Genomic DNA, 22,307 nt, shown 5'->3' on the forward strand with positions numbered 1-22,307 from the left:
AATGAGGAACTTTACTTTTATAGGCTTTATCGTTTTTCTTGTTGGGGTTGTTTTGTCTTCAAACGCTCAAACGATTAGTACGCCAAGTTTAGGGTTTACCCAGGCTTGTGCCAGTCCCTCATTCAATACATATTATACAACATTTAGTTTTTCAGCCGATATAGCGGCAAGCTCAAGTAACCAATTTACTATCGAGCTCTCCGATGCTTCCGGTAGTTTTGCTAACGGACAAGTTATTTTAACAACAAATGCTGGAGAATACACATCGTCACCTGCTACTGTTCAGTTTTCCTTACCAACAAATACAGCGGGAGAATCCTATAAAATTAGAATAAAAAGTAGTGCTCCATCAGCAACAAGTGTTGGTTCAAATTCATTTCCTGCATATTATAAAATTCAGGATAGCCCCTTTACTATTAATAACTTAATTGGTTCAGCTGCGTTTTGTTCTGGAGGTAGTTATTTGTTAACCATTGACAATCCCGGATCTGGCGATAATGATTCACCTTTACAGTATCCTTCTTTAACCTTTAACTGGTATAGAGAAACAAGTGCAACAACATCAGAATTAGTGGGAACAGGAGAAACTTTCGCTGTAACATCGGCGGGTACTTATTTCTGTGAAACCAATTATGGATCGTGTACTTCAGATTCATATTCTAATCGTGTTACTATTTCCGAAGCTTCTTCAGGAACAACTTCAGAAATCAGTTCAAGTTTAGGAAACCCATATTGTTCTGCTGAAGGAGCAACAACTTTAAGTACCATAAATGCAGATGCATACCAATGGTATAAGGATGATAAAAAAATTGATGGAGCTACAAGTCAGACTTATGTAACAGATGAATCGGGTACCTATTCTGTGAGTATCGATTTAGGACAATGCTCTACAACCGCATCTATTACACTGGAAACTTCAGGTTTTACAAGTAGTATTGATGTCGATGAAACGAACTCTATTCAGGAAGGCGAAACTTTAATGGCTACTGTAACGACCACGGCAAATAGCCCAACATTTCAGTGGTATTTAAATGATGTTTTAATCTCAGGAGCTTCAGGAAGTAGCTATGCTGCTTCCGAAACCGGAGATTATAAGGTGGTTGTTACACAAACCAGTGGCTGTGCGGCTTCTGAAGAATTTTTGTTTTCTCTTGTTGTGACAGAACCATTCCCAGATGTGTCTAATATTCCAAATATCATCAGTCCAAATGGAGATGGTATTAATGATACCTGGGTAATCCCTGTAGAGTATACCAGTGGCTCAGATACCGAAGTGGTGATTATGAGCGCTCAAGGAAAAATAGTTCATCAAAGCAATAATTATTTAAACAATTGGCCTGAAAGCCAGATAGATTTTAACGAAATAAATCCAGTGTACTATTACATTATAACTACAGCAAGTAACGCTGTAAAAAAAGGTTCCATTACGGTAGTAAAGTAATATGAGTAAATATTTATTACATATCATTTTATTTTTAGCGACAACACAATTTTTCTATGCTCAGGAAAATGGAGTTGTTGCCTTGGTATTACCAGTAAGGACATCTTTAAAGTTTAATAAATATGCAATAAACCCTACGTTTAGTTTTGTTCGCGAGCAGAATAAATACATTACGTTTACTAATAAAAGAGAATGGGTGCAGTTTAATGATGCTCCTCAAACCTATTTATTCAGTTATTCTGGAAGATTTGCCGAAAATAGAGGAATGGGAATCGGTTTGTTTCAGCAAGACTATGGAGTTTTAACAACTTTTGGAGGTATTGTAAACTATGCTTACAATGTGGTTTTAGATCGCGATAGTAACTTAACCTTTGGGGCTAATTTAGGATTTTACCAAAGTGGTATTAATGAAGGTCGTGTGGTTTCAAACTATTCCGATCCTGCCTTACAAAACATCCCAAATAATTCTATTTTAACCTTAAACCCAGGAATTAACTACGGAACAACATTTTTAGATTTCGGATTAGCCATCAATAATATTGTTGCCTACAACTTAAAATCATCTAGTCTTTTAGAAGAAAACCCTGAACAAGGTTTGCAAGCGCATGTGATGTATACTGGTTTTATGGATAGTCGCGGTTTTTTTGATGAAAGTAAGTTCAGTACGTTAATACGATCTGAGTTTAAAAAAGACAAAACCATTTTATCAGGTTTAGTTATGATTGCGGTTCCTAAAGGAATTTGGGCTCAGGCCGGTTATAATACATTATATGGTATGTCGGTTGGACTAGGGATTAATATTAGCAATCAGATCGCAATTGAATATAATTATGAAAAAGCTACGGGCGATTTGTCCACTTTCGGAAATTCTCACGAGTTCACTATTGCTTACAAGTTTAAAAAGCGATACCGATATAATTATAGTGATGAAGAGCAGGAAGAGGCGCTTTTAATTCAAGACAAGCGTACCAGACAAATCGCGGCAAGACGTAAAGCTAATGCAGCTACAACTAAAGTAGATCGAGAAGCATTGGCAGCAAAACGTGCAGAGGAAAGAGCATTGGCTCAGGCCAGATTAGATTCTATTGCACAGGCAAAAATAGAATTACGAGCAAAACAAAAAGCTGCTGCAGCAGAGCGAATAGAGGAAAGAAAACGAGCTAATAACGCTACTAACGGAGCTAATATAGCACAAGCTGTAATAGCAACTGAAGTTATAGCAAATAAGGAAGATAAGGAGGCTGAAGAAGCAGCAAGGTTGAAAGCAGAGCAAGAAGAGCAAGCGCGATTAGCTGAAGCAGCAAGGTTGAAAGCAGAAAAGGAAGAGCAAGCGCGATTAGCTGAAGCAGCAAGGTTGAAAGCAGAGCAAGAAGAGCAAGCGCGATTAGCTGAAGCAGCAAGGTTGAAAGCAGAGCAAGAAGAGCAAGCGCGATTAGCTGAAGCAGCAAGGTTGAAAGCAGAGCAAGAAGAGCAAGCGCGATTAGCTGAAGCAGCAAGGTTGAAAGCAGAGCAAGAAGAGCAAGCGCGATTAGCTGAAGCAGCAAGGTTGAAAGCAGAACAAGAAGAACAAGCAATATTAGCTGAAGCAGCAAGGTTGAAAGCAGAGCAGGAAGAGCAAGCGAGATTAGCTGAAGCAGCAAGATTGAAAGCAGAGCAGGAAGAACAGCAAAGAGTCGCTGCAGAAAAAGTTTCAGAAGTAACAGAAACAGGTATTGTTTTCCCGGAACCGGAAGATTCTAATACAGATGAGTTATTAACGGTTACAAAATTGGCTTTAGAGAATCAAAATGTTCAAAAGCAATTAATGATTCAGTTAAATGAAGTTTTAATTATTAAGGAAAAAGATTTAAAAGATTTAAAGAAAGAAAACGATTTAAGCGAGCAGGGTATTGTTAGTGCACCAAAACCGTTTAAAAGTTTAAGCGCTGAAAATGCAAGATTAGAATCTATCAAATTACAATTAGATAATGAGATTAAATCTCAAGATGAAAAAATTGTTGAGCTTGAAGCCCTTTACAGTACGAGACTTAAAGAGGTTAGAGATCAGCGTGACGAAACAAATATGTTCTATTCAAGAACAATTAAGGCTTTAAAAGAAAATCAATTTCAAACGATTCGAGCTAGAGAAAATGTACTTGATAAGTTTGAAAGTGTGAGAGTAGCAACAGAAATAGAACGTAAGCGTAGAATTAAACGCGCGTTGTATGATAATGAGGAAGACAGGTATAATAAAGATCGTACAGCATTAAGTTCTATCAAGAAGTTTACTAAGCCAAGTCAGTTACCTTTATCAGAAAAAGATTTTGATTATGGCGAAGAGTTAACTGGTAATATTAGAATTGTTAAAGATGTTAAACATGTTGAGAGTGGTTATTATCTTGTTGTCGCAGTTCATACTGATGTTGCAAAAAGAGACCAGTTCTTACAAAGAGCCATAGAAGCAGGAGAAACTAATATTGACTTTTTCTTCGATGTGAATACAAGTAAATATTATATTTATTATGATAAATTTGATAGCGTTGAAATGGCAAAAAGAGCATTAGATAACAAAGGACCTGAACCATTAAACAGTAAAATGTCAATGGTAAAAATTGAAAATAATTAGTAAATAAAATAAGCCCAACATATATAACACTGTGCCCCAATTAGGTGTTATAGATGATAAAAAACTAACCGCCATGAAAAAAACTACTTATTTAAAAACAACCTTGGTTGTTTTATTCTTATTGCTGTCCTATTGCGGTATAGCCCAAACATACAAGGAGTTTTCCGTTAGGGAAAAGGTCGATGTTAGAGGTAGTATGCTTGTAATAGGTAATAGTATTTTAGGACAGGATAATCTAGATTTTAACGATAATTCTAAAGATAATCAGGATATCGATATGCAATATATTGATATCGATGGTGATGCCTCTACCTTTAGTTCGAGTAGTGCTGATATTGTTATGCCAATTCATGAAGATGGGAGTACGACCGATTGTTACCGTGTGGCTTTCGCAGGACTATATTGGAGTGCAGTACTTAAAAGTGAGGAGGATAGATCTAATATTGAAAATGTCAAATTTAAAATTCCTGGCAGTTCAACTTATACAGATATTTCAGGAGAATTAATATACGATGCTATTTCGACACCCATTATATCAGAAACTAATGAGCCTGGAAATACACCTTATGCCTGTTATGCAGATGTAACTGATATTGTATCTTCTTTAACAGATATCGAAGGAACCTATACTATGGCTAACGTTGTGTCGAGCGAAGGGTTTAATAACTCAACAGGTTTAAGTGCCGGTTGGTCTTTGATCATTATCTATGAAGACCCAGAATTACACACCAAATCCTTTACGCTTTTTGATGGATTTAGTCATATTTTCGATGGACATCAGGAAACCATTCCTGTTACAGGGTTTAGAACGCCGCCGGTAGGTAATGTAGATTTACAGTTTGCATATGGTGCTTTAGATGGAGACAGAACAAAGCGTGCAACCAAATTAGAAATTAATGGTAAGGAAGTTACAACAGACGAACGTAGTGCGAATAAATTCTTCGGTTCTGTAATTGAAAATATTGGATATGGACATACGCCAAATCCTCCGAGTGTATTAAATCCAAGAGTTCCAAATAGTGAAAACACGCTAGGGTATGATACCGGATTTTTAGAAATTTTAAATGCCGAACCTGAGTTTATTAAAAACAATGATACTTCAGCAGATTTTAGATTACAGGTAGCAAGGGGGCAAGCCGATCCGGTATTTGCATTTTTTAGTGCCTTTGCCGTTGATGTAATCTCTCCTGATATAGAATTAATTAAAACAGTTGAAGATACTAGTGGTGAGGATATTGATGGTGCCGATGTGTATTTAGGTCAGCAGTTGTTTTACGAAATTACATACCAAAGTACAGGGAATGATAATGTTATAGACTTTACAATTAAAGATGTACTACCAGATAATATTGTTTTCGATCCTAATGATGTAGATTTAACAAATGCAGGTGGTGCGACTATTCAATCGTACGACCCGGATACAAGAACTATTATTTTTGCAATTCCTAATAGTTCTGTAGAAGTTGATGATCCTGTATTTACCATTCGTATACCCGTACAAATTGTACCTAATTGTTACGATTTAAGTCAGGCGTGTTCTAATGAAATTCAGAATCAGGCTTTTGGTACTTATACAGGTGAAATTAGTGGTATTTTTATCCAAAATGAAGGTAGTTTTGCTACCGAGGAATGTTTAGGTGTACCTGGTTCAACCAACTTTTTAGTTGATATTTCTAATTGTACCTTTGAAAAAACAGAGATTTTATGTGGTGAAAGTGTTGTATTAACAGCAGCCGATGGTTATGATAGCTATTCATGGTCTACAGATCCATCAGGAACTCCGGTTGTAGGTACAGGACAAACATATACTGCTACTGGAACAGGTACATATTATGTACAAAATACAACATCTTCTACCTGTATTTCAATTCAGGAAACCATTAATGTTATTCCTTACGGAAACACCATAACAAACCCAATTATCCCTTATGCAGATTTATTACCTATCTGTCCTAATGATGGTAAGGTACTACCGTATATTTTCTTATGTGGGGCTAACGATGTCCGTAATATTCAAACAGGAATTAGTGATGCGGTATCAATTAGCTGGCAACAGTTAGATGAATCCAGTTGTGATGAAATGTTAGTAGATGACTGTGCTAATGAAAATGAATCTTGTACCTGGAATGAAGTAGGCTCTGGACCTGATTTCCTTGTAGACGATGCTGGTCAATTCAGAATTGTGATTAACTACCCAGGTGGATGTTTTAGTATTTTTTATTTCAATGTGTATCAGAACCTATTAGATCCAACTATTACGGCCAAAGATATTATTTGTACAACTCCCGGAGAGGTGACTGTTGGCGGTGTACCGTCTGGATATGAGTACAGTTTAGATCCAAACGGGCCATGGCAATCGTCTAATGTTTTTGAAATAAATACACCAGATTATTATACAGTTTATATCCGTCAGGTGGAAGTAGAAACTAATCCTTGTATTTTCCAGACACCAAGTATTTATGTACGTAACCGAGAGGCAGATGTAACTGAATTTGTCACGCAACCTACCTGTAACGGAGATAAAGGAACCATAAAGCTTGCGGTTAACGATGCGTTGCCTCAATATTCATATAGCTTATCCTTAAATGGAACAGTGATTAATAGCGTAGGTCCGATTATGGATAGTGATTATACCTTCGATAATCTTAATTCAGGAACTTATACCTATAATATTACAACAGATGATGGATGTACTTTTACCGGTGATATTGAAATAATAAATCCACCAGTATTAACAGTTACTTCTGCCATAACTAAGGCTTTAACTTGTACTGATGGTGAAATTACAGTATATCCAGTTGGAGGAACACCGCCTTATCAGTATTATGTAAATGGTAATACCATTTCTCAGGATTCTCCAGTGATTGCTGCACCAACACCAGGAACATACGATATTACAGTAATTGATTTTAATGGGTGTTCGGCTTCAACAACGCAAACTATAGAAGGTATATTACCACCTGAATTTACAGTGGAACAAACCAATATTTTATGTAATGGCGAAAATTCAGGAAGTATAACCTTTAGCGTGACTAATGCGAATGGTTACAGTATTAGTTATAGCATTGATAATGGAAATACTTTTACATCAAATCCGGAATTTTACAACCTTACAGCTGGGACCTATCAAACGCTTATCGAGTATACCTTAGATGGAGAAGAGTGTTTTAGTGTGGCTGAAGATATTGTCATTACAGAAACAGATTATCCTTTAAGTGCTTCGGCAGGGGTGTCTCAATTAGCAGGTTGTGGACCAAATGGTGAAGGCCGTGTGCGTGTTACAAATCCAACAGGAGGAACACCGCCTTACGAGTATAGTTTCGATAACCAAGCATCTTGGACTTCAGATAATGAAGCCTGGGTAGCTCCGGGAACCTATACCATTTATATGCGTGATGCTAATGGCTGTATTTATGCAATGCCTGGTATTATTATCGATCCGGAACCAGTACCACCGTCAATTAGTATTTCAGATGTGGATTATAACTGTGATGGAACGGGTAATACAACCGTTGTAGTTAACAATACAGGATCAGATTCGTATTCATACGGCTATTTATTGGATGGAGTTGAAAATCCGAATTTAGCAGATCCTCAAACCTTCTTAAATGTATCCGAAGGTAGTCATACCATTAGTGTGACTTATAAATTGGAAACTGTACCAACATATAGTAACTTATTGTTTGAAAGCTTTGGTTCAGGTGGCGATGTAACTTCACCGGGTATTAATACGAATTTCTGTTTTGAGAGACAGGTTGAAGCAACAAAATGTAATGGTGACAGACTATTTGGTAATGGGGAATATACGGTTACAAACGAATTAAGAAACAATCCGTATAGCGGATGGTGGAGTCCAAGAGACCATACTACGGGAAGTATTCCAGGAAGATTCTTAGCAGTAGATGCTGGTTTTGCTATTCCAGATAATGCGGTGGTATATAGAAAACCGATTACAGATATCATTCCGAATCAACCAATTCAGGTACGTTTCTTTGCGACTAACTTATTAAAGGTTGGAAATACACAACCAGATGCCTCTCTTACTGTGGAATTACAGGATAGCAATGGTGTGGCTCTATCGTCGCAATCAATAGGAGGTATACCTAAAACAAACGGTTGGGTAGAGTTCAACGAAACTATAGATCCAGGAAATAATACAGCTTTAGATTTTGTATTACGATTAGAAATTGCTCAGGTTAATGGAATCGATTTTGCAGTAGATGATATAGAGGTATATCAGTTACCAGTAACCTGTATCACTCAGGAGGATTTCCCATTCATTATTGAATCAGGACAGGCATTCTCTGCTGATATTGTTTCAACAAGCGATGTAACCTGTTCAAGTGCAGCCGATGGAAGTATTACTATTGCGGCTCAAAATTTCGACACAACTAATGGCTTTCAGTATTCTATTGATGGCGGATCCACTTGGAACACCACCACAACATCTCCTTTAACTATTTCTAACTTATCTGAAGGTACTTACGATATTGTAGTGCGTTATGATGCAGCTTCAGATGGACTTTGTGATGCAACATTACAAGCTTTAATAACAGCGCCATCACCATTAAGCGTATCCGCTACAACTACACCGGTAACTTGTTTAGATGGTTCAACAGTAACAGCGACAGCAATAGGAGGAACTCCGGCATATACTTATGAATTATTAGATGCGAGTTCAACTGTTGTAAATACCTTCCCGGCGAATGGTATTTTAACCAATATTGCTGCAGGCGATTATACGATTAGAGCAACAGATGCTAACGGATGTACGGCGACTACAACAATTAGTTTAACGGCACCAACTGCACCAACAGCGTCAATTGTTAATACTGATTATTGTTACGATGCCGCTAATGGAGCGACTTTAGAAGTGTCTGCTTCAGGAGGTCAAACACCATATGAGTATAGTGTTAATGGCGGTGCTTTTCAGTCAAGTCCAGTTTTCAGCAATTTAACTCCTGGAGATTATATAATTACGGTAAGAGATGCTTACGGTTGTGAATTTGAATTACCAGCTGAAACAATTGCAGATCAGGTTACTATTGATGTGACTTTAACTAAAGAATTAGATTGTACAGCGTCACCAGACGCGGTAATCTCAGGAACTATTTCTGAGGGTTATGCTCCATATATAGTAACTTTAATTCAAGGTTCTGGTACTGTAAACTTAACAGGAGATACCTTTACTTTAACTACAGATGTTGATGGTACTTACCAATTCCAGGTTACTGATGCTAACGGATGTACTGCCGTATCGAATGTGATTACAGTAAACCCTATTGAAAATCCAACAGCCACAGCAACAGTAGTTAATGCCTTATGTAATGGTAGTAGTGATGGTTCAGTCCAAATTGTACCTTCAGGCGGTGTAGGACCATATTTATATAGTTTCAACGGAAGTAGTTTTTCATCAACGTCTTTATATACAGGATTAGCAGCAGGAACATACAATTATCAGGTTCAGGATGCTAACGAATGTATTTTTGATGGAACAGTAACGATTATAGAACCTACAACTTTGGAGGTAACTGCTTCGGCAACGGCTCTTAGTTGTGCGGCAGATAATACCGCACAATCTTCAACAGTGACAATTGATGTGCCAACAACAGGAACGGCACCTTATACGTATAGTTTTAACGGTTCAGGATATAGTGCTTCAAATACATTAGAAGTGAATGATAATGGTTCAGACCAAACCATAACATATTCTGTTCAGGATGCAAACGGATGTACCGCTGATGGTTCATTAACCATTTCAGCGTTAAATCCACCAACAGATTTAGATTTTTCAGCGACAGTAGTAACTTGTGATAATACCACATCTACTGTAACAGTAATAGCGACTGGTGGGGTAGGTACTTTAAATTATGAAATTATTTCTCCGGTGGTGGTTGCTCCTCAAACATCAAATGTTTTCTCAGGGTTAGCGCCAGATACTTATGTATTTAGAGTAACCGATGAAAACGGATGTTATTATACAGAATCGTTTGATATCGATCCGGTAACGCCGATAGCTATGACTGCTCTGAAATTAAGTGATGTCTTATGTTTTGGAGGCAATGACGGAGCAGCACAATTTGAAATATTTAATGCGACGAATTTCACGTATACAGTAACTGGTGGAACGGATACCGTTACAGGGTCTGTAATTAATTTGGCAGATTTAACAGCAGGAACGTATACTGTTACAGTGACAGACACCGACACGGGATGTACAGCTACCGAAAGTGTAACTATTAATGAACCAACAGCTGCTGTTAGTGCAACAGCTACAGCAACAAATGTACATTGTAATAATTTTGAATCTCAGATAACGGTTTCAGTTACAGGCGGAACGCCAGGTTATACATATGCGGCTGTGATAGCAGGTTCACCTGCTCCAACAGATTTTGATTATGGAAGTAGTAATGTTATAACTGTTGATACGAACAGTGGAGCAAATTTAGTATGGGATGTTTATGTAAAAGACGCTAATGGTTGTATTGCGCAAACCTCAGTAACTATTGATGAAGATCCATTACCAACGGTAACAGCGCCAACAGTAGACAATCAATGTACAGCAAGTTCTGGATTTACTTTTGAAGTTAATGCAACAGGAATAGCACCTTTATCATATAGCATTAACGGAGGAGCTTCATATCAATCGAGTCCGATTTTCACGGTTAATACAGCTGGAAGTTATACGGTTATGGTTAGAGATGCTAACGGATGTACCGCAACAGCTAGTACAACTACAGATGTTTTTGAGCCAATTACGGTTGATGCGTTATTAACTAAAGATTTAACCTGTTCGGCTCCAGTGGAAGCCACAATAGAAGGAACTATTTTAGGTGGAAATGCGCCATATACTGTGGTGTTGATTCAAGGAACAGGAACAGTGCCTGTAGTTTCAGGAAATACATTTACATTCTCTACAGCTACAGCAGGAGATTACCAGTTTGAAATCACAGATGCAAATGGGTGTACAGAACAAACAGCAATAATTACAGTAACTGATACTGTAGATCCAGTAATTTTAAATGTAACACCAACTCAGGATATCTCTTGTAACGGAGAATCAACTGCAGCTATCGATGTTAATATTGACATGAGTTATGGTTTCCCTCCATTTGTTATCAATGTATTTAATGATACGACAGGAACAGATTATGGAACACAGACTTCTGGATTACCTGCTGGTGATTATACCGTTACTGTTACTGATTCAAGAGGGTGTAGTGATACAGAAACAATTACTATTGATGAGCCTAATGTTATAGTATTAGATTATGATGTGACACCTATTACTTGCGATACTAGTAGTGGCACATCTTTAGGAGAAATAATTATTAACTCTGTTAGTGGAGGTACGCCTAATTACACCTATCATGTAACAGGTGTTAATGGATATGATCAGGAAGTAACCAATCAGGATGGTTCAACTGTGCATTTTGAAGTCGTTGATTTCGGTTTATATGAAGTATTGATAACCGATGCCAATGGGTGTAGATATTTAGAGCAAAATATTTTGGTAGCATCACCACCAGATGATTTAGATATTACAGTAACTTCTCCACCAGCAGATTGTTCTACGGGTGGTTCGGCTGAAGTTTCTATAGGAACTAGTTTGTCAAGTACAGGGCCTTTCCATTTTGCTATTTATACCGGGCCGGGAATGACTTATACGTCACCAACAACAGCTCCTTGGCAGGATGAAGATGCTTCTGGAAGTAAAAAGACAACGTTTACAAATTTAATACCAGGTGCAACATATACGTTTATCGTTCATGATGAGTCAACAGGTTGTTATTATTATGAAACAGCTGAAACTGCAATCCCTACAAACTCTACTTTAACGGTAAGTTCGTTAATACCTAATAATATTACTTGTGTAGGAAGTGCAGATGGTAGTGTAAGTTTTGATATTAATAGTACTTATGGCACAACTACAGATGTTGATTATGAAATATATAATTCTCAAACTTTAGCTACAACCGGAATTACAGGTTCGGGAACTATTCCGGCAAACGGAACATTATCTATAACGAATTTAGGAACCCTTGATTTTGGTAATTATGTTATAGTAATCACGGAACAGGCTGGTGCAACTAACGCAGGATGTAGCATGGTTTCAGAACCATTTAATATTACTGAGTCGGCAATAGAATTAGAGTTAACGGCTTCTTCAACAAGAAATGAAAATTGTAATGAGTTAGGACTAATTACAGCAATAGCAAGTAATGGAACAGCTCCTTACGAGTATATGTTATTGTTAGAGTCGGCTTTAGCACCTGTAGCAACAGATTCAGGATGGGTTACAAACAATACATTTACTGCAGCAGCTGGTGATTATACGGTTTATGTAAAAGATGCTTATGGATGTATAAAAGAAGCAGATGCTTCGGTTGTTTTAGATGCGGCACCAATAATAAATCCTGTTACTCAAGAGTGTTTCGATGGAACGGCATTTAATATTACGGTATCAGGCACTACATTCGATGGAACAGCAACTTACAGTATTGGTGGAGTATATCAAACAAGTGATACGTTCAGCATAAGTTCTGCTGGAACCTATACAGTAAGTATTAGAGATGCAAACGGATGTATAGATTCTACAACATATATTGTTAATCCTCCAATTTTATTGGATGCCAATTTAGACTACGACTTAACCTGTTTAACTAACGATGCTCAAATTACATTAACAGCTTCTGGAGGTACAGGAAACTATACATACCAGTATAGTACTGATGGAGGAATGCTTTGGAACCCAATGGCAAGTGATGTGTTTACAGTAACCACTGCCGGTACGTATATATTTAAAGTTTCAGATGATCAGGTTTGTGAATCGCCAGCGTCAAATCCAGTAGAGGTAACACCTAATACAACACCAACATTAACCACCCAGGTAATTGATGTGACGTGTAATGGTGGGGCTGATGGAAGTATTATAGTAACCGCGGCTGACGGTATTGCGCCTTATGAGTACAGTCATGATGGAGGAACAACTTGGCAATCGTCAAATGTATTTGATGGACTAGCTTTAGGAACTTACGATATTATAGTAAGAGACAGTAAAGGGTGTTTATCTAATGTTACTCTAACAGATGTTGGTGAACCGACATTGGTAGGTGGTACAGGAGAACTTACTCAAGGTTTAACCTGTGGAGCTGGAAATGCAATGCAACCTGCTCTTGTAACTATTACAGGAAGTGGAGGTACAGCACCATATACTTATAGTTTTGATGGAATTAATTACACTTCAACTAATACCTATGCAACTTATAATGCGGGAACCGTTCAGGCTTGGGTTAAAGATGCTAACGGATGTATCATTGATGCAGCGATAGATGTTGTTATTCCAGATTTAAGTGTGCCGTCAGATTTAGATTTTACTGCCAATCCGGTAACCTGTGATAATCCAACAACAGATGTGACTTTAACAGCAACAGATGGTGTGGGAACTTTATCTTATGAGATTATTTCTCCGGTAGCGGTTGGTCCTCAGGCTTCAAATGTATTTACTGGCTTAGCACCAGGAACCTATACGTTTACTGTAACAGATGAAAACGGATGTTATTACACCGAAGCTTATACAATTAACCCTGTAACGAATATTACAGTTTCAGGTCAGTTAATAAATGATGCGTTATGTTCTGGAGACTCTAATGGAACCGTTGAGTTTACAATAGCAAATTATTCTGCAGGGTATACAGTAGCCTTGTTATCTGGAACAGGAACAATTAATCAGTCGGGGGATACAGTAGCTTTAACTAATCTGGCAGCTGGCACTTATACTCTTGAAGTTACCGATACAGTAACAGGGTGTACAGACGAAGCTACTATTGTAGTCAGCGACCCAACACCTGTGACCTTAGCTGAAATAGATAATATTAATGCAAATTGTAATTTCGGTGCGCAAGTAACGGTTGAAGCAACTGGAGGAACAGCTCCTTACGAGTATGCATTTATTATTAATGGTTCTGCTCCAATTGATGCAAACTATAGCAATAGTGCGTTTGCAGTTTTAGATTCTACAGCAAGTGCAGATTGGGATGTATGGGTAAGAGATGCGAATGGGTGTACAGATATGATTGATGTAACCATTACAACCGACCCGCTACCAACAGTGACAGTGCCAACTATTTCAGATAATCAGTGTAATTTAAATGGAGATCCGTTTACATTTACTGTAACTAATCCAACAGGAATAGCGCCATTTAGTTATTCTATCGGAGCCGGATTCCAAACCAGTCCAACGTTTACCGTATCTACACCGGGTACGTACTATGTAACTATTAAAGATGGAAACGGATGTACGTATACAGAAACAACACCAATTGAAATTTATCCAACTTTAGATTTAAATGTCGCTGTAACGACATTACCAAGTTGTGATACTGCAGATGGAGTGATTACTGTAACAGGAACAGGTGGTTCAGGAAACTATAGCTATGCTATCGATTATGCAGGAGCGACTGTTTCTGGAAATGAAATTTCAGGTATTCCTTCAGGTTCGTATACCGTGACAATAACTGATATTGATACGGGATGTACTAATACAGCACCTATTACGTTAGATGCGCCGACACCAGTAACCTTTACACCAATACCAACCGATGTAACCTGTAACGGAGGTAGTGATGGAATGATTACAGTTGATTTACCATCAACTAACGATAACCCGATCTATACATACGAGATTATAGCTCCGATTACGGTTGCACCTCAAACTTCAAATGTATTTACAGGATTGGCACCAGAAACTTATACTGTTCGTGTAACTTCAGGAAGAAATTGTATTGCTGAACAAGATGTCGTTATTGGTGAACCAGATGCTATTGTAGTACCAAATCCTACAGTTGTAGAGTATACTTGTGCTCCAGATACAAATGCAGCAAACTTTGCTTCAATTACAGTTTCGGGTGTTACAGGTGGTTCTAACGGTTATGTGATTTATGAATTCTATAGAGATGGAGCTTTAGTTCAGTCAGGTTCTAATAATGTGTATAATGAAGCTGATTTCCTTGGTGGAAATTATACCATCAATGTATACGATGAAAATGGATGTTCAGGAACAACAACAGCAGTTATTGCGCCTTATGAAGAATTAGAGGACATCAATATCGCAATTGATAATGCGATCACTTGTGTTAAGGATGAAGATATTACAGTATCGGCAACAACTACTGGAACAGCAAATTTACAATATACAGTTGAAGGTGTTAATGTATCGTACAACCAAACCAATACAACAGGTAGCTTTACAGGTTTAACCGTTGGTAATTATATTATTACTGTAGAAAACTTAGATACAGGATGTAGTTTACAAACCGTACACTATGTAATTGATCCGAATACCTTTGAATTAGAGGTTGAAAGTATTACCGATGTAACCTGTTTTAGTGATAATGACGGAAGTATTACTTTAACGTTAGTAGATCGTGTGCCAACACCAACCGACGAAGCTGGTCCGTTTACTTACGATGTGTTAGATGCTTCAGGAGTTTCAGTACAAACGGGAGCTTCAGCTAATGCAGGTCCGTTAACCATTAGCGGATTAGTATCAGGAACGTACACTATTAATGCGACATTAACGAATGCACCTTTCTGTACCGTGTCAACAAATGTGACCATTACAGCACCGACTGCACCATTAGAAATTCAAACGTCTCACACCGATATTACTTGTATTGGTGCGGATGGAACGATTTCTGCGAGTGGCTCTGGTGGATGGCCAGGTGATTTTGAGTATCAGTTAGAATTAGGTGGAACTGCCATTTCAGCGTTCAGCAGCACCTATTATTTCGAAGGGTTATCAGCTGGAATTTATACAGTAAGCGTAAGAGATAGTCAAGGGTGTATTGCTTCAGAAACAGTAGAGTTAATCGATCCTCTTCCAATTGATGCAACGGTTACTCCAAGCACAACTATGTTATCTTGTTTTGGTGATAGAACGGCAAGCATTACAGTAACAAATGTCTTAGGTGGTCAGGGAGGCAATTATACATATACCTTAAATACCTTATCACCGGTTGTAAGTTCATCTGGACCACAAACATCTAACGTGTTTACAGGTTTAGGAGCAGGAACGTATAACGTGACAGTTTCAGATGGATTTACTTGTGAAACTACTTTTGCAGATATCGTTATTGATCAACCAGAACAAATGGAGGCTAGCTTAGTGAAAGCTTCTGCACAAACCTGTACGGTTGATGCCACATTAACATTAAGTGCAACTGGTGGAACAGGAACTTATGAGTATAGTGCTGATGCTTCATTTGCAACAGTATTAGGGTCATTCACCACGGAAACAACATTCTCTGTGACTCCGGGAATATATCAATATTATGTTAGAGATGCTAACGGATGTACTTCTGTAGTATCTAATGATATTGTAGTTGAAGAACTTCCTGAATTAATAGTGAATTTAGATACAACTAATGCAACGATTAATTGTGCAGGAGATACTACCGGAGTTATTGTAGCAGAAGCTACAGGTGGTTTAGGAAACTATGTGTACACGCTACAAGACGCTGCAGGTAATGACATTCTAACAGCGGTTCAGGATACCCCTGGTGTATTCACCGAATTACCTATTGGAACGTATCAAGTACATGTAGAAAGTGGTGATTGTTTAGTAACATCAGCGCAGGTTGTTATTACGGAACCTAATTTACCATTAGAAGTTGAGTTCGATGTTACCGATGTAACCTGTAACGGAAGCAACGATGGTATTTTAGAAATCACAGCAACTGGAGGAAGTGGTATCATCAAGTATGCGATTTCACCGCAAATGAATCAGTTCTTTGATGAACCAATTTTCGATAACCTTGCGCCTGGTGATTACCAAGGTTTAGTTCAGGATCAGTTAGGTTGTTATGTGTTATTCGATTTTACAATTGCGCAACCAGATCCTCAGTTTGTAACTATTGTACCTAATTCATTAATTCCGGTATTATGTGATGGTGATATGAATGGAGAATTCAGTATCGAAATTACAGGAGGTACACAACCATATAGTGTGGCTCTGGATGATATTAATGGCGAGTATGTTCAAGGAGCTGATGGGCAAACACTATTTACATTCTCGAACTTATCTGGTGAAGACCATGTTGTTTATGTAACCGATAGCGAGGGATGTCAGTCAGAATGGAATATTGAATTCCCAGATCCTGTGAAAATTGATCCGCTAGCGGTATTAGAGTATGGTTGTGAAAACAATATTTCTACCAATATGGTTACGGTTTATGTTGATGAAACCATGACAGACCCTACACAGTTAGAATATTCATTAGATGGCGGACCTTACCAAACAAGTAACATATTTGTAAATGTTCCAGCAGGTATTGGTCATTACATAGACGTGAGACATACTAACGGATGTACGAAGCAAACAGATTTATTTGATATTGAAGCTTACGAACCTTTACAGTTTGCTATTCAGGAAGGTGAGACCATCAATACCATAGAAGCCATGGCAACCGGAGGTACTGGTGATTATGAGTTCTTCTTAAACGGCGAGTCTTATGGTAGTGAGAGTACATTTATTTATTATGAATCTGGTAACTACACTGTAACCGTTGTCGATAGTAATGGTTGTACTTTAGAGGCATCAGGGTATTTTGAGTATATCGATGTGTGTATCCCTAATTACTTTACACCTAATGGCGATGGTACTTTAGACGAATGGGGACCTGGATGTACAGAACAATACAAAGATTTAACGTTTGATATTTATGACCGTTATGGTCGAGTAGTGGCTAAATTAAAAGCCGGACAAAAATGGGATGGTAGATATAACGGCGAAGAATTACCAACAGGTGATTACTGGTTTGTTGTGAAACTTAACGATCCTAAAGACGATAGAGATTTTGTTGGACACTTTACCCTTTACAGATAATTAGTGGTTTATGGCTGTTAATATTAAATTTACGACGATGCGAAAACTAATCATATATATCTTATTCTTGACTATAACAACCAGTTATAGTCAAGAGTTAAACCTGCCAGTGTTTACACAGTATTTGGCAGATAACAATTTTGTGGTGTCTCCAACATTTGCCGGTATTGGCGATAATTTAAAAATCAGAGCGAACGGATTAACCCAGTGGGTTGGAATTAAAGGAGCTCCCGATAACCAATCGGTGTATGCCGATTTCAGAATAGCTGATCGTTCGGGGGTTGGAGTGTCTTTTTACAATGATAAAAATGGTAACACACTACAAACTGGAGCTAAGTTTTCATTTGCGCACCACCTTATTTTAGATTATTATTCAAAACAATATTTATCATTAGGTATTTCGTATAACATTAATAATTTCAGAATTGACATCGATAATTTTAATACGGGATATGAAAACCCTGTAGTAGATCCGTTTATTACAGATGATAGAAGAACATCGAATAATAACTTTGATGTAGGTGCATTGTATAGAAACCACGGTTTTTATTTAAGTTTTAATGTGAACAACTTATTACCTAAAAACTTTAATGAAGCGATTAGGCAAATGGAACCACGATTACTTTTAAACTATCAGATTTACTCCGGCTATACCTTTAGAGGGCCTAAAAAAAGTGGTTTAGAGTTTGAGCCATCGGTGTTTTATCAAATGTTTAGTAGTGATAAGCGTTCCAGTACCGACCTTAACTTTAAGTTTAGAAAGTATAATAGGTATGAAGATTATTTTTGGGGTGGAATTTCTTATCGCTTCCTAAATGATCAGTTCTTAAAGCCATTAAATATTGGACCAATGGTAGGATTCAAAAAATCGATCTTCTATTTTGGTTATGCGTATCAGGTAACAACAAACGGACTTTCAGGCTATAACTCAGGAACGCATGTGGTAACCATAGGATTAGAATTTTTACAAGGGATTAGTAACTGTCCGTGTACACAAAGTCCTGTTCATAATTAAAGTGATATTTATGCTTTAAAACCAATGTGTTGTAGTATTTTTGCAACTTCAAAATATTAATATTTAGTAAACCTCAGTTTTAAACTGAGGTTTACTTTTATAATACAATTGGTAAGTTAAAATGGAATTGAGAGCTAAACAACGCATTGCTTTAAGTATTTATTTCTTTTTATCAGGTATTTGTTTTGCGACCTGGGCATCACGCATACCAACTATTAAAACATTTTTCAACCTAAACGATGCACAGTTAGGAACGATATTAATTGCTATGCCAGTGAGTTCGTTAATAGGCTTGCCAATTTCAGGTTGGTTAGTATCAAAGTTTGATAGTCGTATTCCATTAATTTTTGCTTTTACTTTTTTTTCAGTCAGTTTGGCATCTATTGGATTTGCAACGTCAACCTTTGCTTTAGTGTGCTCGATTTCTGGGTTTGCTTTTTGCTTAAGAATATTAAATATATCTATTAATACGCAATCTATAACGCTTCAAAAAAAATACGAGAAAAGGGTAGTAGGGGCTTTTCATGGGCTTTGGAGTTTAGGAGGAGTTGTTGGCGTTGGGATTTCAACACTTATGGTGACATTAGAAATTCCGATTCAAATGCATATGTTGAGTATTGCTGTATTTGGTTTACTAGTGGCTTTATTAACCTTTAAGTTTACCGTTAAAAAAGATAAATCTCCTTCCGGGAATAAATTAATTATTAGTAAACCAGATCCTTATATCATGAGTTTGGGAATATTAATCTTTTTCGGAGCCGTTTGTGAAGGTGGTATGTTCGATTGGAGTGGCGTCTTTTTTAAAGAAGTTTTACATGAAGAAGTCTTTACCTATGGGTATTTAATTTTTATGACAACTATGGCATTGTCACGCTTCTTTTCTGATAAGTTAGTCAACGTTATAGGTATTTTAAAGACTTATATTCTAAGCGGATTGTTAATTGTGGTTGGTATACTTATGGCCGTTGTTTTTAAAACCTTCTGGATGGCCTTAGCAGGTTTTTTCTTAGTAGGGTTTGGTACTGCAGCTATTTTTCCAGTAACCATGTCTTTAGCAGGAACTTCTAAAAAATATTCCCCGGGAATGGCAATTTCAATAATAACTACCTACGCTATTTTAGGCATGCTTATAGGTCCGCCGTTAATTGGTTACCTCGCACATGCCTTTAATTTAGAAAACGCATTTTTCCTGTTTGTATTCATCGGAATTCTATTTATACCTGTAGCGTTTAAAATGACGAAATATCAAATGCAGCAGGATTAATTATTTTTCAATAATTTCTACTTCAAATAATTTATCCCAACGTTTTCCTGTAATAAATAGTGTTTTTGTATCTGGATTGTAAGCTATCCCGTTTAATACATCTAAACCTTCATGCTGAGTTACTTTCTTTTTTAGTGGAGAGAAGTCTATCACTCCAATAACAGCGCCGTTTTTAGGGTTTATAATGGCTACACCGTCTTTTTGGTAACGGTTGGCATAAATAGTACCATTAACCCATTCAAGTTCGTTTACACCAACAATTTTACCTTTATTGGTATATACCTCAATATGGTCGTCTTCTGTTAAGGTATCTGGGTTTAATAACCATATGTTTTCACTGCCATCACTTTTGTAAATGGTTTTACCGTCGTTACAAAGTCCCCAGCCTTCTTTACTCTTTCCGTATTTAAAACTGCTTATTTTTTTAAATGAATTAACGTCGTATACAAAACCCGTATTTTCTCTCCAGGTTAGTTGATAGATTTTATCATTTAAGATCGTTAGTCCTTCAGCAAAAAACTGATCGGCTAAATTTATATTTTTAAGTACATCTCCCGATTTATAATCCACTAATCGAAGTTTCGATTCTTTATATTGACCAGCACTTTCGTAAAGCTTGCCGTTATGAAATTCTAATCCCTGAGTATATGATGTTATATCGTGTGGATATTCATTGATAATATTATAAGTATATACTTTTGGTAATTCACTTCCTAAAATAGTAACGATAGTATTAATCGTTTGTTTGTCGCCGTTAAAATAAACCGTGGCTTCAACAGTATGCTTTCCTAATCTGTAATTTGAAAGCGTTAGGGTATTATCAATTTTATTTCCGTCGAAATTATAAGAAATCGAATCGATAGTATGCGATTTTTTGTTTTCAAGATCTAGTTTTAGGGTCTCATTATTGGAAATATTACCCTTTTCGGCATTAGTTTTTATGGAAAATCCATTTTTTTTCGATCCTGTGTTAGAACCGCAGTTTACAAGTGTTGCGCTTAAAAATATGATTACTAAGTACTTGAATGTTTTCATTTGAGATGTTTAATTTAAAGCAAGATATTTATTTAAAATCAGAGTAAAAAATCATTGTGAAACTTTTAAAAGATTGTATATTTGCACCGGCAAGTCCTACACAACCAGCTCCTGTTGAATCCTCCAGGGCGGGAACGCAGCAAAGGTAAATGGTCGTAGCGGTGTGATGTAGGTAGCTTGCCTTTTTTTATGCCTTTTTGTTTCCTAAAAAGCCATTCAAAATACTACCTTTACGTCTTCAAAAAAACATCAAAATATGTCTAAAGTTATTTTAATTACAGGAGGGTCTTCTGGTATAGGAAAATCTATTGGAGAATATCTTACAGAAAGAGGATTTATTGTTTATGGTACCAGTAGAAATCCTGAAAAATATGCTGATAGTAAGTTTCCTATTTTAGCTTTAGATGTAAAAAATACCGATACTATAAATCAAACGGTTTCTATTATTATAGAAAACGAAGGTCGTCTTGATGTAGCCATTAACAATGCAGGAGCTGGAATTACAGGAGCTATTGAAGAAATTCCGGAAGAGGAAATTAAAGCTAATTTTGATACTAATTTTTTTGGACCTATTAATGTCATTAAAGCGGTATTACCACAAATGCGTAAGCAAAATTCAGGTTTAATAATTAATATCACTTCTATTGCAGGCTATATGGGGTTACCATATCGTGGTGTTTATAGCGCAAGTAAAGGCGCTTTAGAATTGATTACAGAGGCGTTTAGAATGGAATTAAAAGGGTTTAATATTGATATGACTAATATTGCCCCAGGAGATTTTGCTACTAATATTGCTGCCGGACGTTACCATGCGCCTTTGCTAGAAGATTCGCCTTATAAAGAACCTTACGGAAATACTTTAGAGTTGATGAATACACATGTTGATAGTGGTAGCGACCCTTTAATGATGGCTAAAGCCGTATATAAGGTGATTAACACTAAATCACCTAAAGTACATTATAAAGTAGGGGAGTTTATGCAGAAGTTTTCAATCGCTTTAAAACGTATTCTTCCTGATAAAGTTTATGAAAAGCTTTTAATGAATCACTATAAGCTGTAAAG

The 22,307-nt window shown here is 37.1% G+C and carries 7 protein-coding genes and 1 other RNA gene; 7 read left to right on the top strand and 1 reads right to left on the bottom strand.

The genetic code is table 11. The features are described 5' to 3' along the window. Nucleotide 1: 1 nt before the first annotated feature. The 5 genes from RBH94_RS12965 (at nucleotide 2) to RBH94_RS12985 (ending at nucleotide 20,210) form a co-directional block, all read left to right on the top strand. Complete coding sequence (locus tag RBH94_RS12965; protein ID WP_307881285.1) at nucleotides 2-1,441, top strand: gliding motility-associated C-terminal domain-containing protein; 1,440 nt, start codon at nucleotides 2-4, stop codon at nucleotides 1,439-1,441. Nucleotide 1,442: 1 nt separating this feature from the next. Next, nucleotides 1,443-4,046, top strand: coding sequence for a PorP/SprF family type IX secretion system membrane protein (locus RBH94_RS12970; RefSeq protein WP_307881286.1), 2,604 nt, complete (start codon nucleotides 1,443-1,445; stop codon nucleotides 4,044-4,046). A gap of 73 nt (nucleotides 4,047-4,119) precedes the next feature. After that, on the top strand, nucleotides 4,120-17,931 hold the full coding sequence (locus tag RBH94_RS12975) for a T9SS type B sorting domain-containing protein (RefSeq protein ID WP_307881287.1): 13,812 nt from the start codon (nucleotides 4,120-4,122) through the stop codon (nucleotides 17,929-17,931). A gap of 37 nt (nucleotides 17,932-17,968) precedes the next feature. Beyond that, nucleotides 17,969-18,946: a type IX secretion system membrane protein PorP/SprF gene (locus RBH94_RS12980; protein WP_188222454.1), complete on the top strand. Its 978-nt coding sequence runs from the start codon at nucleotides 17,969-17,971 to the stop codon at nucleotides 18,944-18,946. A gap of 121 nt (nucleotides 18,947-19,067) precedes the next feature. Beyond that, on the top strand, nucleotides 19,068-20,210 hold the full coding sequence (locus RBH94_RS12985; protein ID WP_307881288.1) for an MFS transporter: 1,143 nt from the start codon (nucleotides 19,068-19,070) through the stop codon (nucleotides 20,208-20,210). On the opposite strand, the gene RBH94_RS12990 is transcribed toward RBH94_RS12985, so the two are convergent. Beyond that, nucleotides 20,211-21,245 carry a glutaminyl-peptide cyclotransferase gene (locus RBH94_RS12990; protein WP_307881289.1) on the bottom strand — a complete coding sequence of 345 codons (1,035 nt, stop codon included), beginning with the start codon at nucleotides 21,243-21,245 and terminating at the stop codon, nucleotides 20,211-20,213. It abuts the gene before it with no gap. An 87-nt stretch (nucleotides 21,246-21,332) separates the two neighbouring features. On the opposite strand from RBH94_RS12990, the gene ffs reads away from it, so the two are divergent. Both ffs and RBH94_RS13000 read left to right on the top strand, forming a co-directional pair. Continuing rightward, nucleotides 21,333-21,431: signal recognition particle sRNA small type (gene ffs, locus RBH94_RS12995), an RNA gene on the top strand. Between the two features lie 70 nt (nucleotides 21,432-21,501). Then, on the top strand, nucleotides 21,502-22,305 hold the full coding sequence (locus RBH94_RS13000) for an SDR family oxidoreductase (RefSeq protein WP_307881290.1): 804 nt from the start codon (nucleotides 21,502-21,504) through the stop codon (nucleotides 22,303-22,305). The last annotated feature ends 2 nt before the right edge of the window (nucleotides 22,306-22,307 follow it).

Source organism: Aestuariibaculum sp. YM273 (assembly GCF_030908365.1).
Classification (GTDB): domain Bacteria; phylum Bacteroidota; class Bacteroidia; order Flavobacteriales; family Flavobacteriaceae; genus Aestuariibaculum; species Aestuariibaculum marinum.

Bases quoted from the DNA above. Each gene is read 5' to 3' on its own strand.
- RBH94_RS12965 (WP_307881285.1), top strand. From the start codon at position 2: ATGAGGAACTTTACTTTTATAGGCTTTATCGTTTTTCTTGTTGGGGTT.
- RBH94_RS12970 (WP_307881286.1), top strand. From the start codon at position 1,443: ATGAGTAAATATTTATTACATATCATTTTATTTTTAGCGACAACACAA.
- RBH94_RS13000 (WP_307881290.1), top strand. From the start codon at position 21,502: ATGTCTAAAGTTATTTTAATTACAGGAGGGTCTTCTGGTATAGGAAAA.
- RBH94_RS12975 (WP_307881287.1), top strand. From the start codon at position 4,120: ATGAAAAAAACTACTTATTTAAAAACAACCTTGGTTGTTTTATTCTTA.
- RBH94_RS12980 (WP_188222454.1), top strand. From the start codon at position 17,969: ATGCGAAAACTAATCATATATATCTTATTCTTGACTATAACAACCAGT.
- RBH94_RS12985 (WP_307881288.1), top strand. From the start codon at position 19,068: ATGGAATTGAGAGCTAAACAACGCATTGCTTTAAGTATTTATTTCTTT.
- RBH94_RS12990 (WP_307881289.1), bottom strand. From the start codon at position 21,245: ATGAAAACATTCAAGTACTTAGTAATCATATTTTTAAGCGCAACACTT.